This is a genomic window from Actinokineospora fastidiosa (assembly GCF_014648415.1).
In the GTDB taxonomy this organism is placed as follows: domain Bacteria; phylum Actinomycetota; class Actinomycetes; order Mycobacteriales; family Pseudonocardiaceae; genus Actinokineospora; species Actinokineospora fastidiosa.
Window position 1 is genome coordinate 456,140 of the sequence record NZ_BMRB01000001.1, and the last position, 14,412, is coordinate 470,551.

Sequence of the window (14,412 nt, forward strand, 5' to 3'; positions counted from 1 at the left end):
CCCGACCCCGGTCCCGTCTCAGGCGGCGCTGAGCACGCCGTCCTGGCGGTCCTCCATCTCGCGCGCGCTGGTCTCGGGGAGCGCGAGGGTGCAGACCACCGAGAGCAGGCCGAAGCCCGCCAGCATCACGCCCACGGCGCCGCCGCCGTGGGCGGCGCTGAGGTCGGCGGCGAGGATGGGCGCGGTGCCGCCGCCCACCACGCCCGCGAGGTTGTAGGCGATGCCCGCGCCGCTGTAGCGGTAGCGGGTGCGGAACATCTCCGGCAGCAGCGCGCCCGCGGGCCCGTACGCCACGCCGAAGACCGCCATGGTGACCATCAGGACGACGGCGAACGCGACGGCCGACCCGGTGTCCAGCAGCGGGAACATCACCAGGCTCCACGGCACCGACACCACGCAGGCGCCGAGCACGACGCGCTTGCGGCCCACGCGGTCGGAGTAGACGCCGGACAGCGCGATCGCCGCGCCGAAGACGATCGTCGACGCCGCGCCGATGGCGAGCACGGCCGAGCGGGACAGCCCCACCTTGGCCGTGCCGTACGAGGTGAGGAACGCCGTGCCGATGTAGAAGAACGCGAACAGCATCGCCAGCGCGCCCGCGGCGAGCAGGATCTCCCGCCACTGGTGCCGGAACGCGCCGACGATCGGGGCGCGCGCCCTCGGCGCTGCCGGGTCGGCGACCGCCTTGCGGAACATCGGGGTCTCGTCGATCGCCAGCCGCACGTAGAGGCCGACGGCGAGCAGCAGCGCGCTGAGCAGGAACGGCACCCGCCAGCCCCACTCGACGAACGCGGGCGAGGCCTCCCCGACGAAGAGGTTGACGATCAGGAACGTGACGCTGGAGAGCGCGAAGGCCAGCGCGGGGCCGAGCTGCGGGAAGACGCCGTAGAGCCCGCGTTTGCGCGCGGGCGCGTACTCCGCGGCCAGCAGCGTCGCGCCCGCCCACTCCCCGCCCACCGCCAGCCCCTGCGCGATCCGCAGGGCGACGAGCAGGATCGGCGCGGCCACGCCGATGCTGGCCGCGCTGGGCAGGCAGCCGATGAGCACGGTGGCGATCCCCATGAGCAGCAGCGTGCTGATCAGGGTCCGCTTCCGGCCGAGCCGGTCGCCGAAGTGTCCGAACAGGACCGCGCCGAGCGGCCGCGCGCCGAAGGCGACGGCGAAGGTGGCGAACGAGGCCACCGTGCCCGCCGCCTCGCCGAGCGCGGGGAAGAAGACCTTGGGGAAGACGAGGGCTGCCGCCGTCCCGTAGATGAAGAAGTCGTAGAACTCGATGGTGGTGCCCGCGCAGCTGGCGAGCGCGACGCGGCGCATCGGTGTGCTCATCTGGCTCTCCCTCTCTTGCGTGGCAGGGAGTGTGAGGGAAGCCACGCTGGCCGGAATACCCCCGGAAAGGGGTAGCCGTCAGGGGAGCAGCATCGCCTTGCGGGCCCGGACGACGGCCTCGTGGCGCGTGCGCGCGTCCAGCTTGCGCATCGCGGACTGCAGGTACGCCTTGACCGTCTCCCTCGACAGCGCCAGCCGGTCGGCGACCTCGGCGTTGGTGCAGCCGAGCGCGACCTGGGAGAGCACGTCGGTCTCCCGAGTGGACAGTCGGACGGCTGGCTCCGGCGTCGGCTCGCCGTCGCCGAGGTCGGCGAGGCGCTGGGCGGCGGCGTAGACGCGCCGCTGCAGGCCGGGGTCGGCGATGCTGCCCGCGATGGCCCGCAGCTCCGAGTGCACCGAGCGCAGTTCCTCCAGGGTCGCGGCCTGCGCGGGTTCGAGGTGGCGGACCGCGGCCAGCGACTGGGCCATGGCCAGCCTGCAGTCCACCTCGTCGCGGACGGCGAACTCGTGGGCGAGGCGGCGGCCTGCGGCGATGAACTGGTCCCACATCCGGTCGCCGAAGGCCAGCGGCTGGCGCAGCGCGCCGTAGAGGACGGCCCGGCAGCGCCCGCCCGCCTGCACGGGCACGGCGAGGATGGAGGACAGGCCCTCGGCGAGGACGGGCCGGTCGTAGTCGTGGGTGATGGTGCGGGCGGCGCCGTAGTCGGTCACCCCGGCCGGGCGGCCCTGCACGAACACCCGCCCGCCCAGCCCGGTGCCCGCGTGGACCTCCAGGTTGTGCAGGCCGGTGGTGCGGGTGCCGACGAACTCGACCAGGCGCAGCCGGTTGGCCGCGACCTCACCGGCGAACGCGACCGGCACCCCCGACTGGCGCAGCGCGCGCAGTTCGGCGCGCAGGACCGCGCGGTCGTCGGGGCGCAGCAACCGGGTGTCCGTCATCGGCCCGCTCCTTGGCGTCGATCCGCCCACGGTACGACGCAGGGGACGGGGAGTCGACCGTCCTACCCACTTCCGGGGGTAGAGCGCCGCGGCCCGCGCGGGCCACCCTGACCGCCGACGTGGGAAGGAGCCGCACGATGACGCCGACGCAGGACTACCGCGAGGCCCGCGACCTGCTGATCCGCTCCCGGACCGAGTACGACGCGGCGATGGCGGGATTCCGCTGGCCGCGCATCGATGGCCGGTTCAACTGGGCGGTCGACTGGTTCGACGCCATCGCCAGGGGCAACGACCGGACCGCGCTGTGGATCGTGGAGGAGGACGGCGCCGAGGCGCGCTACACCTTCGACGAGATGGCGCGCCGGTCCGACCGGGTGGCGACCTGGCTGAGCGGCATCGGCGTAGGGGTCGGCGACCCTGTCCTGCTCATGCTGGGCAACCAGGTGGAGCTGTGGGAGTCGATGCTGGCGCTGATGAAGCTGGGCGCGGTCATCATCCCCACGACGACCGCCCTCGGGCCCGCCGACCTCGCCGACCGCATCGAGCGCGCGGGCGCGCGGTTCGTGATCGCCAACGCCGCCGACACCGGGAAGTTCACCGGGGTCACCGGCGTGGTGGTGGGCGATCCGGCGCCGGGGTGGCACTCCTACTCCGCCGCCGACTCCGTGGCCGACGTGCGCACGTTCTCCTCGGTGACGTCGGCGGACGACCCGCTGCTGTTCTACTTCACGTCCGGGACGACGAACCGGCCGAAGCTGGTGGAGCACACGCAGGTGTCGTACCCGGTGGGCCATCTGTCCACTCTGTACTGGATCGGGCTGCGCCCCGGCGACGTGCACCTGAACATCAGCTCGCCGGGCTGGGCCAAGCACGCGTGGAGCTCGTTCTTCGTGCCGTGGATCGCCGAGGCGACGATCTTCGTCTACAACTACTCGCGCTTCGACGCCGCCGCCCTGCTGGCCCAGGTCCGCCGCGCGGGCGTGACGACGATGTGCGCCCCGCCGACGGTCTGGCGGATGCTGATCAAGGCCGACCTCTCCGGCGGCCCGGGCGCGCTGCGCGAGGTCGTGTCCGCGGGCGAGCCGCTCAACCCCGAGGTCATCGACCAGATCGAGGCCGCGTGGGGCCTGACGCTGCGCGACGGCTTCGGCCAGACCGAGACGACCGCGCAGGTCGGCAACCCGCCGGGCGCGCCGCTGAAGCCCGGGTCGATGGGCCGCCCGCTGCCCGGCGTCCCCGTGGTCCTGGTCGACCCGCTGACCGGCGAGCCGTCGTCGTCGGAGGGCGAGCTGTGCCTGGAGCTGTCCGCGCTCAACCTGATGACCGGCTACCGCGACGACCCGGCCAGGGACGCTGAGGTCAGGGCGGGCGGCTACTACCACACCGGCGACGTGGCCTCCCTGGATTCCGACGGGTACCTGACCTACATCGGCCGCACCGACGACGTGTTCAAGGCGTCGGACTACAAGGTCTCGCCGTTCGAGCTGGAGAGCGTGCTGGTCGAGCACCCCGCGGTGCTGGAGGCTGCCGTCGTGCCCGCGCCGGACGAGGTGCGCCTGGCGGTGCCCAAGGCGTACGTGTCGCTGGCCCCGGGCTGGGAGGCGGGCCCGGCGACAGCGCTGGAGATCCTGCGGCACGCGCGCGAGCACCTGGCGCCCTACCTGCGAGTGCGGCGGCTGGAGTTCTTCGACCTGCCGAAGACGATCTCGGGCAAGATCCGCCGGGTCGAGCTGCGGGGCCGCGAGCAGGCGGCGGCGGGCGTCCGGCTGGCTGAGGAGTACCGCGACAGCGATTTCGCCGAGCTGACCGGCCGGGAGGGTCCGCGCTGACGGTCAGGCCGCGCCGAGGCGCTGCGTCTCGATCGCCAGGTACAGCTCCGCCGTGCCCCGCGGGTCGGCGAGGTCGCGCCCGGTGAGTTCCTGGACCCGGCGGATGCGGTACCGCACGGTGTTGGGGTGGACGAAGAGGCGCTCGGCGGCGTCCTTGGCCGAGCCGTGCTCGGCGAACCACACGCGCAGCGTCGTCAGCAGGACGTCCCGCTCCGCCGCCGGGAGGGCGAGCAGGTTCGCCAGGATGTCGCGGGCGAGTTCCCCGGCGAGCGCGCCAGCGCCCGCCACGAGTGTCGTGAGTGGACGGTCGGTGAACGCGGCCGCGCCGTGCTCGCCGGGGGCGAGGCAGCGGCGGGCGATCCGCGCGCGGCGCAGGGCGGCGGGCAGCAGGTGCATGCCGGTGACCGGCGGGCTCATCCCGACCGCCCCGGCGAGGCGGTCCAGGCTCTGCCGCAGGCCGCGCAGGTCGCCGGGCACGACCACGACGCCCACCTCGGCGTCGGCCGTGCGCCGCCAGACCGCGCGCCAGCGGGCCGGGTCGACCACGGTGGACGGCGCGGGGTCGGCGGCGTCGGCGTACAGCACGACGAAGGGGCCCGCGACGGGCAGGCCGAGGCCGCGGGCGGCGTCGGCGAACTCGGCGGGCCGGGTGACGCGGCCGTCGAGGAGGCCGTCGAGCCAGGCGGCGCGGGCCTTCTCGGCGCAGCGGGCCTCGTCCGCGGCCACCTCGGTGTACGCCGTCGCGATGGTCTCGGAGTAGGCGTCGACGATGCGCCAGATCGCGGTGCTGACCGGCAGCAGCTGCTCCGGGGTGATCGTCCCCGGCGGGATCGCCCGCTCCACGATCGCCTGGTAGGAGAACGTCCCCGCGATGCGGAACGCCCGCAGGACGGCGGGCAGCGGGATGCCCATGCGGGCCTGCGCGCGGGCGGTCTTGCGGGCGCACTCGATGTGGACGTCGCGGCATTCGAGGAACGCGTCGAAGGCGTTGCGGAGATTGACCTCGCACACCTTGCGCAGTTCATCGGGAGCGGTCTCCTCGACCCGCCGGTAGGACTCCTCCTTGTCGCGCAGGAGCGCGGCGAGCTCGGCCGCGAGCACCGGCAGCCGTCCGAGCTGCGCTTTCGCCACCTCGGCGAGCTCGGGCGGCAGCGGCGACATGACCGTCGGAACGCCCATCGCACGACTGTAACCCGGTTTTTGCCCATTCCGTACCGGCCGGTAGCGGAATTGTTGTCACACGGGATCGATCCCGAACGCGCCGAGCAGCGTGCCGAACTTCGCCGACGTCTCGGCCAGTTCGGCGGCCGGGTCGGAGGCGGGCATGATCCCCGCGCCCGCGAACAGCCGCATGCGCGACCCGGCGACCTCGGCGCAGCGGATCGCCACGACCCACTCGCCGTCGCCGGAGGCGTCGCACCAGCCGACGACGCCGCTGTAGAAGCCGCGGTCGAACGGCTCCAGCTCGGCGATGGTGTCGCGGGCCAGCGCGGTGGGCGTGCCGCAGATGGCCGGGGTCGGGTGCAGGGCGGCGGCCAGCCGCAGCGACGAGACGTCCGGGTCGGCCAGCGTCCCGGTCACCCGGGTCGACAGGTGCCACACGGTCGGCGTCCTGATCAGCTCGGGGCGCTCCGGCACGGAGATGGCCGTGCAGAACGGGCGCATGGTCTCGACCACGGCGTCGACCACGACGCGGTGCTCGTCGAGGTTCTTGGCCGAGGCCAGCAGCGCGGCGGCGTTGGCCCGGTCCGCGGCGGGGTCCGCGCCGCGCGGGAGCGTCCCGGCCAGCGGGTTGGCCGTGACGGTCATGCCTCGGCGGGACAGCAGCAGCTCGGGGGTGGCGCCGACCAGCGTGGTGTCGGGCAGCTCGGCGGCGAAGGTGTAGCCGCGCGGATTGGCCCGCACCAGCCCCGGGAGCAGCCCGGGGAGGTCGACCGGCGCGGCGAAGTCCAGCTCCAGGGTCCGGGCGAGCACCACTTTGCGCAGCTCCGACCCGTTACGCAGGGTACGCACGGCGGCCGAGACAGCGGCCTCGTACGCCGACCCCGACGGCACCGACCGCCGCTCCACCGGCACCCACCGCGGCGGCACCCCCGCAGGCGCTACCGCAGGCCCGGCCCGCGTCGCGGACTCGGGAATCACCACATGCGAAGCCGCCCCGGGCAGAAAGGGCAACGCCCCGACGGCGAGCGGGGCGCCGGTGTCGAGCAGCAACTTGGCCACCCGCCCGGCGAGTTCATCGGCATCGGTCTCGGCGACCACGGCCTGACCACCCCGCGCGTGCACCGTGGTCTCCGGCCCCGCGAGCAGGAAGTCGCCGGGGCGGTAACCGGCCACGAGCGAAGCCGCACCCGAGTTATCCACAGGCAGCCACCGTGCCCCTGTTGACAAGTTCGGAATATCGGTAGTTTGGAAAAAGAGGGCGGTTTGCCCCCGGTTGGGGCGGGGTCCGTTCGCCGGGGTTTGCGGGGATGTGGGCGTGGGCGAGGGCCTGCGTGGGGACCGCCGGGCTCGTGGTCCGTCCGCCGGGATCTACGGGAACGTGAGCGTGGGCCTGTCTGGGGGCAGCAGGGCACGTGGTTCGTCCACCGGGATCTACGAGAACGTGAGCGAGGGCCTGCCGCGGGGCAACCGGGCTCGTGGTCCTTTCGCTGGGGATCGAGAGACCGTGGCCATGCGCGAGGGACTGCCAGGGGGCGGTTCGGCTGGTGGTCCGTCCACAGGCGTTCGAGGGAACGTGGCGACGCGGGTGGGATTGCCTGGGGGCAGCGGCGCTCGTCCGTCCGCCGGGATTCGGGAGAGCATGGTCGCGCGCGAGAGCCTGCCTGCGCGCGGCAGGGCTGGTGGTGCGAGCGCCGGGATTCGGGAGAACGTGACCTCGTGCGAGGACCTGCCTGCGAGCAGCCGCGCTGATAGTCCATCGGCCGTGATTCGCGGCGACGTGATCACGTGCGAGGGCCAACCAAGAGGCAGTCGGACTGGTGGTCCGTCCGCGAGCGTTCGGGGCAACGTGGTCGCGCGCGAGGGCCTGCCAGGGGGCAGTCGGACTGGTGGTCCGTCCGCGAGCGTTCGGGGCAACGTGGTCGTGGGCGAGGGCCTGCCAGGAGGCGGCGAGGCTCGGGGTCCATGAGCCGGGATTCGGGGAGGCGTGGACGGGCGCGAGGGTCTGTTCGGGGGCGGCCGGGGTGGGCCGTTCGAGCGCGTCGTCCACGGTCCCATCATGCCTACCGGGGAGTCGGGGGACGGAACGGGCAGTGCGTGTCCTTGCCCACGCAAAGCGGCAGGTGGGCACCCGTGGGGGTGCCCACCTGCGAAAAGGACCTAGGTCCCGATCTAGCCGAGCGCCTCGATCAGTGCGGCGCGCTGGCGTTCGCCGAGGCCGGCTGCGCGGCGGTCGGGGTCGATGCCCGCCTGCTCAAGCAGGGCGGCGACCTTCACCTGACCGAGTCCGGGGACGGCCTTGAGGAGCGCGGCGACCTTGGTCTTGCCGATGGTCTTGTCGTCCTTGGCCTTGCCGAGCACGTCGGCGATGGTCTTCTCCCCCGCTTTGATCGACGCGAGCAGTTCCGAGCGCGCCTTGCGGGCCTCGGCTGCCTTGGCGAGCGCCTCGGCGCGCTGCTCGGGGGTCAACGTGGGCAGAGCCAACGTAATTGTCCTTTCATTCCCACCCCGCCGTTGCGGCGGCGGGGTCACATCTGGTGTGCGGCACCGCGACTACCCACGGTCACCGCTGGAGGCTGTCGTCCCCACCCGTGGTCGGCGGTGCCACCCGGCCTGCCCGGGTGCCTTTGGCCAGTAAACGACACCTCGGGTCGCAACATACCCCCGACACGCGGAAATCTCCTGTGGAGCGTCCCGTCAACGGGTGACGACGGAGCGTGACAGCATGATCAACTAGCCGTCGGGTGGTGTCCTGGGCCACAGGCGCGCACTAGAGTCACGTCTTACTCGCCAGTAAGTCGGGGACCGAACGCCAGGGAGCTTGAGCGACGATGTTGAGCACCATGCAGGACGGCAACCTGTCCATCGGAACGCTGCTGCGGCACGGATCGAGGGTCCACGCGGGCAGCACGGTCAGCACGTGGACCGGTGACGGCGCGCGCACCACGACCTTCGCCGAGATCGGCGCGGACGCCGCCCGGCTGGCCAACGCGCTGCGCGGCCTCGGCGTCACCGGGGACCAGCGGGTGGCGACGTTCATGTGGAACAACGCCGAGCACCAGACCGCCTACCTGGCCGTCCCCGCGATGGGCGCGGTCCTGCACACCCTCAACCTGCGCCTGTTCCCCGACCAGCTGACCTACATCGCCAACCACGCCGAGGACAAGGTCGTCATCGTCGACGCGACCGTGGCCCCGCTGCTGGCGAAGGTCCTCCCCACGTTCCAGACCGTCGAGCACGTGATCGTCGCCAACGGCCCGAAGGACGCGCTGCAGGCCCCCGACGGCATCCAGGTGCACTCGTGGACCGAGCTGCTGGCGGGTCAGTCCGCCGACTTCGACTGGCCGGACGTGGACGAGCGCGCCGCCGCGGCGATGTGCTACACCTCCGGCACCACGGGCAACCCCAAGGGCGTCGTCTACTCGCACCGGTCGATCTGGCTGCACTCGATGCAGGTCTGCATGAGCGACGGCCTGGGACTGTCCCCCGCCGACACCTCGCTGGTGATCGTCCCGCAGTTCCACGCCATGTCCTGGGGCATGCCGTACGCGGCGTTCATGTGCGGGGCGTCGCTGGTCATGCCGGACCGGTTCCTGCAGCCCGAGCCGCTGCTGGCCATGATCGAGGCGCTCAAGCCCACGCACTCGGCCGCCGTGCCGACCATCTGGCAGGGCGTGCTGGCCGCGCTGGAGCAGAACCCGCGCGACATCTCCAGCCTGCGCGAGGTCGTGGTCGGCGGCGCGGCGTGCCCGCCGTCGATGATGCACACCTTCGCGGAGAAGTACGGCGTGCACATCGTCCACGCCTGGGGCATGACCGAGACCTCGCCGCTGGGCTCGGTGTGCCGCCCGCCCGCGGGCCGCTCCGAGGAGGAGACCTGGCGCTACCGCTACACCCAGGGCCGCCTGCCCGCGGGCGTGCGCGCCCGGCTGGTCGGCGACGACGGCGCCGAGGTGCCGTGGGACGGCGTCAGCGTGGGCGAGCTGGAGGTCAGGGGCCCGTGGATCACCGGGTCGTACTACCGCCTCGACGAGGACGGCGACGGGTCGGAGAAGTTCCACGACGGCTGGCTGCGCACCGGCGACGTCGGCACGCTGACCCCTGACGGCTTCCTCACGCTGACCGACCGCTCCAAGGACATCATCAAGTCCGGCGGCGAGTGGATCTCGTCGGTGGAGCTGGAGAACCACGTGATGGCGCACCCGTCGGTCGCCGAGGCCGCGGTGATCGGCGTGCCGGACGCGAAGTGGGACGAGCGCCCGCTGGTCACCGTCGTGCTGCGGGAGGGAGCCAGCGCCACCCCCGAGGAGCTGCGCGGGTTCCTGGCCGACAAGGTCGCCAAGTGGCAGGTCCCGGAGAACTGGGCGTTCATCCCGGAGGTGCCCAAGACCAGCGTCGGCAAGTTCGACAAGAAGGTCCTGCGCGCCCAGCACGCCGAGGGCAGACTGGACGTCACGCACCTGGACTGACGGCCCGCAGGCGCGGCCCGCGACCGCGGGCCGCGCCGGAGCCGCCCCCGGCCCCGCGGCGCGATGGGTAGGGTCTGCGCTGACCCGGGCGAGCGAGGAGGTGACCGGGGCTGCCGACCGAATCGGGCAAACGCGCCCGCAAGCTGAACGCCACGTCCTATGTGGTGCTGGGGATGCTGTCGTACGCGCCCGCCACGAGCTACGAGCTCAAGCAGCGGGTGGGCATGACCATCGGCAACTTCTGGGCGTTCGCCCACTCCCAGCTCTACGACGAGCCCGCCCGGCTGGCCGAGGACGGGCTGGTCACCGCGACCGTCGAGCAGGGCGGGCGGCGCAAGCGCACCTACTCGATCACCCCGGCGGGCCGCGACGCGCTGGCCGCGTGGCTGGCCACCGAGAGCCGCGAGCAGACCGAGGTCCGCGACATCGGCCTGCTCAAGCTGTTCTTCTCCACCATCGGCACGCCCGAGGACCTGCGCAGGCTCGCCCAGGACCGGTACGAGTCGCACAAGGCGCGGGCGGACAACTACCTCGCCCAGCACGAGCAGATCGTCGACCACGCCGACCGCTGGCAGGTCAAGACGCTGGAGCTGGGCATCCGCTTCGAGCGCACGGTCGAGGCCTTCTGGGCGGAGTTCATCGCCGAACTGGACGCCGAATCCTGACGTGTTCACCGACGCCGACTACCCCGCAGCGCCCTATCCGGGGACCCGTCCCCCGACCTCCTTCGTCCACATCGACGGCCGCGGGTTCCCGCTCGCGCCGGACCCCACGGCGCTGTCCGGGTGGCGGGTCGGCGCCGATGACCTGGACGCCTGGCTGGCCGCGCGGTCGTGCCCGCCGCTGGCCGACCGCGTGCCGCTGCTGTCCTACGGGTCCAACGCCTGCCCGTCGAAGCTGACCTGGCTGCGCGCGGCGCACGGGCTGGGCGGGCCGGTCGTCGTGCTGCGCGCGCGTACGTCCGGGCTGTCCGCGGTGTGGGCCGCGGGGCTGCGCGTGGTGGACGACCAGCGCCCCGCGGTGCTGGCGGCCGCGCCCGACGCGGTCGAGGAGCACGCGCTGCTCATGGTCGCCGAGGAACAGCTGGCCGCGTTCGACAAGTGCGAGGGCCGGGGCGACCGCTACCACCTCGCGACCGTCGCCACCGGCACTGTGTCCACTGAGGATAGTGGAGCGTGGGACCGGGTGCTCGCCTACGCGGGCGCGCGGGAGATCCGGCGGCCGCTGCTGGTGCGCGGCGCGGCGGTGCCGTGCTCGGCGGTGTCGCAGGAGGACGCCGTCCACCTGGTCGGCACGCCCGCCGAGGACGACGGGCTGGCCGCGACCCCGGTGTCCGGGCCGCCGGACCCGCGCGACTTCCCCGGTTCGCTGTTCGTCTACGGCACGCTGCAGCCCGGCGCGGCCGCGTGGCACCTGATGGCCCCGCACGCCGACGGGCCCGCGCGGCCCGCGTCGCTCTCCGGCGCCTTGTACGACACCGGTTTCGGCTACCCCGCGCTGCTGCGCGGCGCGGGCTCGGTCGTGTCGGGCTGGTCGGTGCCGCTGCGCTCCGGCGCCGCGCTCGCCGCGCTGGACGAGTACGAGGGTCCGCAGTACGCGCGCGTGCGGGTCGTGTTGACCGACGGCTCGGTGGCGTGGACGTACGTGTGGCTGCGCCCCGTCTCCGGGATGCGCCTGCTCGACGGGCCGTGGCGGTGAGGTCAGCGGACCCGCTTCCTCGGCATGTCCGACGGCTTGGGACCGCGCGGGATCGGCACCGGCGCGGGTGCCTCGGGGAAGCCGTAGTAGCGGAACAGTTCGACGGCGTCGGAGAGCGGCGCCTGCGGCGCGTCCTTCACCACCGACAGCCGCACGCCCACCCGCAGGCCCTCGGTGTCGTTCTGCGCGCCGCGCAGCGGGACGAAGGTCTCCTTGTGGCCGAACAGGCCCGTCCGCACGGTGACCCATTCGGGTTCCCGGGTCACCCCATCGACGTACACCGTGCCCACGCGGCCGATGCGTTCGCCTTCCGGGTCGTAGACGTCGTGTCCGATGAGGTCCTGCGGCTTCATGTGACCAAAATCGCCCCACCGGACGCCGTGGGCAACCGCGATCACCTGAACGTGGGACGCTTCACCCACCCGGGGATGCGGAAAAGCCCAGCATGCGAAGGATGACGCCATGTCGCTCGACGCGCTCGCAGCCGCGCTCCCGGAGTACGCGGAGGACATCCGCCGCAACCTGCGCTCGGTGCTGGGCGACTCCCCGCTGACAGAGCAGCAGGCGTGGGGCGCCGCCCTGGCGTGCGCGGTGGCCTCGCGCGACCCCCGGGTGCTCGCCGAGATCGCCGACGAGGCGTCCGGGCGGCTGTCGGCCGAGGCCGTGACCGCAGCCAAGGCCGCCGCGTCGATCATGGCGATGAGCAACGTCTACTACCGCGCCAAGCACCTCATCGGCGACGACGCCTACGCCGCGATGCCCGCGCGGCTGGCCATGCGGGTCACCGCGCGCCCCGGCGTCGACAAGCTCGACTTCGAGCTGTGGGCGCTGGCGGTCTCGGCGATCGGCGGCTGCGGGGCGTGCCTGGAGACGCACGAGAAGCGGCTGCGCGCCGCGGGCGTGCCCGCCGAGGCCGCGCACGAGGCGCTGCGCATCGCGGCCGTGGTCCACGCGGTCGCGGTGACCCTCGGGGCCGAGCGCGTGCTCAGCTGATCGGATGACAAGGACCGGGTGAATGGTCCACTCTCTGCGTCATGACCTCCGACCCGCTGGACCAGATCACGCTCTCGCCCCGCCGGTTCGCCGCGGTCCTGGCGTCCCTGGCCCTGCTGCTCGGTCTGGTGCTGGCCATCGTCCCGGTGTGGGTGGCCGGGCCCGACCCCGGCAGGCCCGGATCGGTGAACTGCGGGAACGCCGTCGGCGGGGTGGAGACGGCGTGGATCGTCGAGGACCTCGGCCACGACGTGCGGGTGGTGACCATCGAGTACATCGCCATCTGCGAGCAGGCCGTCGACGGGCGCGGGACCAAGGCGTCGCTGCTGTTCCTCGGCGGGCTGCTGGGGATCATCGGGCTGGGCGTCGTCCGACGACCAGCTTCCCCGGGTTCAGCACCCCCGTCGGGTCCAGCTCCCGCTTGACCGAGGCCAGCACGTCCACGCCGAGCCCGCCGATCTCCTCGGCCAGGTAAGGGGCGTGGTCAACGCCGACGGCGTGGTGGTGGCTGATGGTGCCCAGGCCGGTGATGGCCTCGCAGGCCGCGCGCTTGGCGTCGGTCCACTGGGCGACCGGGTCGTCGGAGCGCGGGACCAGGACGGTGAAGTACAGCGACGCGCCGGTCTCGTAGCTGTGGGAGATGTGGCAGGCCACGATCGGCCTGCGCCCGGCCGTGGTGAGGGAGTCGAGCAGGGCGGTGCGGACCGCTGCGCGCAGGGCGTCGAGGCGCGACCAGTGGGTCGCGGTCTCCAGGGTCTCGACGCACACGCCCGCGTCCATCAGGGCGTCGCGCTGGCGGGGCCCGGCGAAGCGGCCGTGCCGCCACGCCTCGCCAGCAGCCGTCCCGAGGGAGACATAGCCGCTGAGCAGGCGCAGGGTGGCCCGGCGGCGGGCGGCGAGGTCGGCTTTGTCGCGGCCCTCCCAGCCGAGGACGAGCAGGCAGGGCTCGACGACGCCGCGCGCCCTGAGGTAGCGGCGCAGCGCGGTGATCTTCCACCCGCCCTTGAGGGTGAAGCCGACCTCGGTCTCCTGCGGGTCGGACAGGCGCACCACCGAGCACCGGCCGCCGTCCTGCGCCAGCGCGCGGACGGCCGCGACGCCCGCCGCCCAGCCGTCGAACACCAGGCCCTCGTAGCGCTGGGCCTTCGGGATCGGCCGCACGCGCAGGGCGACCTCGGTGATCACGCCGAATGCGCCCTCGCTGCCGACCACGAGCTGCTTGAGGTCCGGCCCGGCCGCGGACGCGGGCGCGACGCCGAGCCGCCACTCGCCGCGCGGGGTGGCCACGCGCACGCCCTCGACCATGGCCTCGAAGCGGCCGTACCCGGCGCTGGCCTGGCCGGACGAGCGGGTCGCGGCGAACCCGCCGACGGTGGCGCGCTCGAAGGACTGCGGGAAGTGGCCGAGGGTGTAGCCGTGCGCGGCCAGCATCCGCTCGGCGTCAGGGGCGACGACGCCCGCCTGCAGCACGGCGATGCGGGAGACCGGGTCGACCGAGACCAGCCGGTCGAGGCGGGCCAGGTCGAGCGCGATCACCGCTGCCTTGTCCCCGCGCAGCGCCTTGACCCCGCCGACGACGGAGGTGCCGCCGCCGAAGGGGACCACGGCGATGTCGTGCTCCACACAGGACTCGATGACGCGCTGGACCGCGTCGGGGTCGGCGGGCTCGACGACGGCGTCCGGCACATCGATCCGGCCGCCCCTGTGCGCAAGGAGGTCCAGATAGGACAGTCCCCCCGAGCGGCCGAGCCGGGTCCGCGCGTCGGCGCGGACGTGCTCGTCGCCCACGATCGCGGCCAGCGCCGCGCGCGCGTCGCCGGGCAGCGCGGACTCCGGCACGTCAGGATGGACCACGGGCGTGCGGACGTCGCGCAGCCCGGTGCGCTCGCGCAGCCAGCCCGCGGCGTGCGCCGGAAGCCGTGCGTCCGCGGCGCCCGCGGGCGTCCAGGTGGCGCGGGCGTAGGGGTCGAGGTGGTCCGCAACGGGGGTCACGCGCT

The 14,412-nt window shown here is 73.4% G+C and carries 13 protein-coding genes; 6 read left to right on the forward strand and 7 right to left on the reverse strand.

Features of this window, described 5'->3' with window-relative positions; genetic code table 11:
• Window positions 1-18: 18 nt before the first annotated feature.
• On the reverse strand, window positions 19-1,326 hold the full coding sequence (locus IEY98_RS02060) for an MFS transporter (RefSeq protein WP_189208567.1): 1,308 nt from the start codon (window positions 1,324-1,326) through the stop codon (window positions 19-21).
• Window positions 1,327-1,404: 78 nt separating this feature from the next.
• The gene (locus tag IEY98_RS02065) at window positions 1,405-2,265 is read right to left on the reverse strand and encodes a LuxR C-terminal-related transcriptional regulator (RefSeq protein WP_189208568.1); all 861 of its coding nucleotides are present in this window, start codon (window positions 2,263-2,265) and stop codon (window positions 1,405-1,407) included.
• A 137-nt stretch (window positions 2,266-2,402) separates the two neighbouring features.
• Between IEY98_RS02065 and IEY98_RS02070 the strand changes: the two genes are divergently transcribed.
• Window positions 2,403-4,094 carry an AMP-binding protein gene (locus tag IEY98_RS02070; RefSeq protein WP_189208569.1) on the forward strand — a complete coding sequence of 564 codons (1,692 nt, stop codon included), beginning with the start codon at window positions 2,403-2,405 and terminating at the stop codon, window positions 4,092-4,094.
• Between the two features lie 3 nt (window positions 4,095-4,097).
• Here the strand turns inward: IEY98_RS02070 and IEY98_RS02075 are convergent, their stop codons facing one another.
• The 3 genes from IEY98_RS02075 to mihF all read right to left on the reverse strand — a co-directional run bounded on the left by IEY98_RS02075 (window position 4,098) and on the right by mihF (window position 7,739).
• Window positions 4,098-5,273, reverse strand: a complete 1,176-nt coding sequence (locus IEY98_RS02075; protein WP_229786474.1) for a PucR family transcriptional regulator — start codon at window positions 5,271-5,273, stop codon at window positions 4,098-4,100.
• Window positions 5,274-5,330: 57 nt separating this feature from the next.
• On the reverse strand, window positions 5,331-6,431 hold the full coding sequence (locus tag IEY98_RS02080; protein ID WP_229786475.1) for an isochorismate synthase: 1,101 nt from the start codon (window positions 6,429-6,431) through the stop codon (window positions 5,331-5,333).
• A 996-nt stretch (window positions 6,432-7,427) separates the two neighbouring features.
• A complete protein-coding gene (gene mihF / locus IEY98_RS02085; RefSeq protein WP_189208570.1) occupies window positions 7,428-7,739 on the reverse strand; it encodes an integration host factor, actinobacterial type in 312 nt (103 codons plus the stop codon).
• 347 nt (window positions 7,740-8,086) lie between these two features.
• On the opposite strand from mihF, the gene IEY98_RS02090 reads away from it, so the two are divergent.
• From IEY98_RS02090 to IEY98_RS02100, 3 genes are all read left to right on the forward strand, one after another.
• Entirely contained in the window at window positions 8,087-9,724 is a 1,638-nt protein-coding gene (locus IEY98_RS02090; RefSeq protein WP_189208571.1) for a long-chain fatty acid--CoA ligase, read from the forward strand.
• 173 nt (window positions 9,725-9,897) lie between these two features.
• Window positions 9,898-10,389 (forward strand): PadR family transcriptional regulator, encoded by a 492-nt coding sequence (locus IEY98_RS02095; RefSeq protein WP_189208572.1) that lies wholly within the window; start codon window positions 9,898-9,900, stop codon window positions 10,387-10,389.
• A 1-nt stretch (window position 10,390) separates the two neighbouring features.
• Entirely contained in the window at window positions 10,391-11,422 is a 1,032-nt protein-coding gene (locus tag IEY98_RS02100; protein WP_189208573.1) for a gamma-glutamylcyclotransferase family protein, read from the forward strand.
• A gap of 2 nt (window positions 11,423-11,424) precedes the next feature.
• On the opposite strand, the gene IEY98_RS02105 is transcribed toward IEY98_RS02100, so the two are convergent.
• Window positions 11,425-11,775: a PRC-barrel domain-containing protein gene (locus tag IEY98_RS02105; RefSeq protein WP_189208574.1), complete on the reverse strand. Its 351-nt coding sequence runs from the start codon at window positions 11,773-11,775 to the stop codon at window positions 11,425-11,427.
• Window positions 11,776-11,884: 109 nt separating this feature from the next.
• Here IEY98_RS02105 and ahpD point away from each other — a divergent pair, with 109 nt between their 5' ends.
• Both ahpD and IEY98_RS02115 read left to right on the forward strand, forming a co-directional pair.
• Window positions 11,885-12,415, forward strand: a complete 531-nt coding sequence (gene ahpD / locus IEY98_RS02110; RefSeq protein WP_189208575.1) for an alkylhydroperoxidase, AhpD family — start codon at window positions 11,885-11,887, stop codon at window positions 12,413-12,415.
• Between the two features lie 41 nt (window positions 12,416-12,456).
• Window positions 12,457-12,840, forward strand: coding sequence for a hypothetical protein (locus IEY98_RS02115; RefSeq protein ID WP_189208576.1), 384 nt, complete (start codon window positions 12,457-12,459; stop codon window positions 12,838-12,840).
• Here IEY98_RS02115 and IEY98_RS02120 read toward each other — a convergent pair.
• The gene (locus IEY98_RS02120; RefSeq protein WP_189208577.1) at window positions 12,767-14,407 is read right to left on the reverse strand and encodes an FAD-binding oxidoreductase; all 1,641 of its coding nucleotides are present in this window, start codon (window positions 14,405-14,407) and stop codon (window positions 12,767-12,769) included. The two genes, IEY98_RS02115 and IEY98_RS02120, sit on opposite strands and share 74 nt — an antisense overlap.
• Window positions 14,408-14,412 lie beyond the last annotated feature (5 nt).

Bases quoted from the DNA above. Each gene is read 5' to 3' on its own strand.
- IEY98_RS02065 (WP_189208568.1), bottom strand. From the start codon at position 2,265: ATGACGGACACCCGGTTGCTGCGCCCCGACGACCGCGCGGTCCTGCGC.
- ahpD (WP_189208575.1), top strand. From the start codon at position 11,885: ATGTCGCTCGACGCGCTCGCAGCCGCGCTCCCGGAGTACGCGGAGGAC.
- IEY98_RS02090 (WP_189208571.1), top strand. From the start codon at position 8,087: ATGTTGAGCACCATGCAGGACGGCAACCTGTCCATCGGAACGCTGCTG.
- IEY98_RS02105 (WP_189208574.1), bottom strand. From the start codon at position 11,775: ATGAAGCCGCAGGACCTCATCGGACACGACGTCTACGACCCGGAAGGC.
- IEY98_RS02060 (WP_189208567.1), bottom strand. From the start codon at position 1,326: ATGAGCACACCGATGCGCCGCGTCGCGCTCGCCAGCTGCGCGGGCACC.
- IEY98_RS02115 (WP_189208576.1), top strand. From the start codon at position 12,457: ATGACCTCCGACCCGCTGGACCAGATCACGCTCTCGCCCCGCCGGTTC.
- IEY98_RS02095 (WP_189208572.1), top strand. From the start codon at position 9,898: ATGCTGTCGTACGCGCCCGCCACGAGCTACGAGCTCAAGCAGCGGGTG.
- IEY98_RS02075 (WP_229786474.1), bottom strand. From the start codon at position 5,273: ATGGGCGTTCCGACGGTCATGTCGCCGCTGCCGCCCGAGCTCGCCGAG.
- IEY98_RS02070 (WP_189208569.1), top strand. From the start codon at position 2,403: ATGACGCCGACGCAGGACTACCGCGAGGCCCGCGACCTGCTGATCCGC.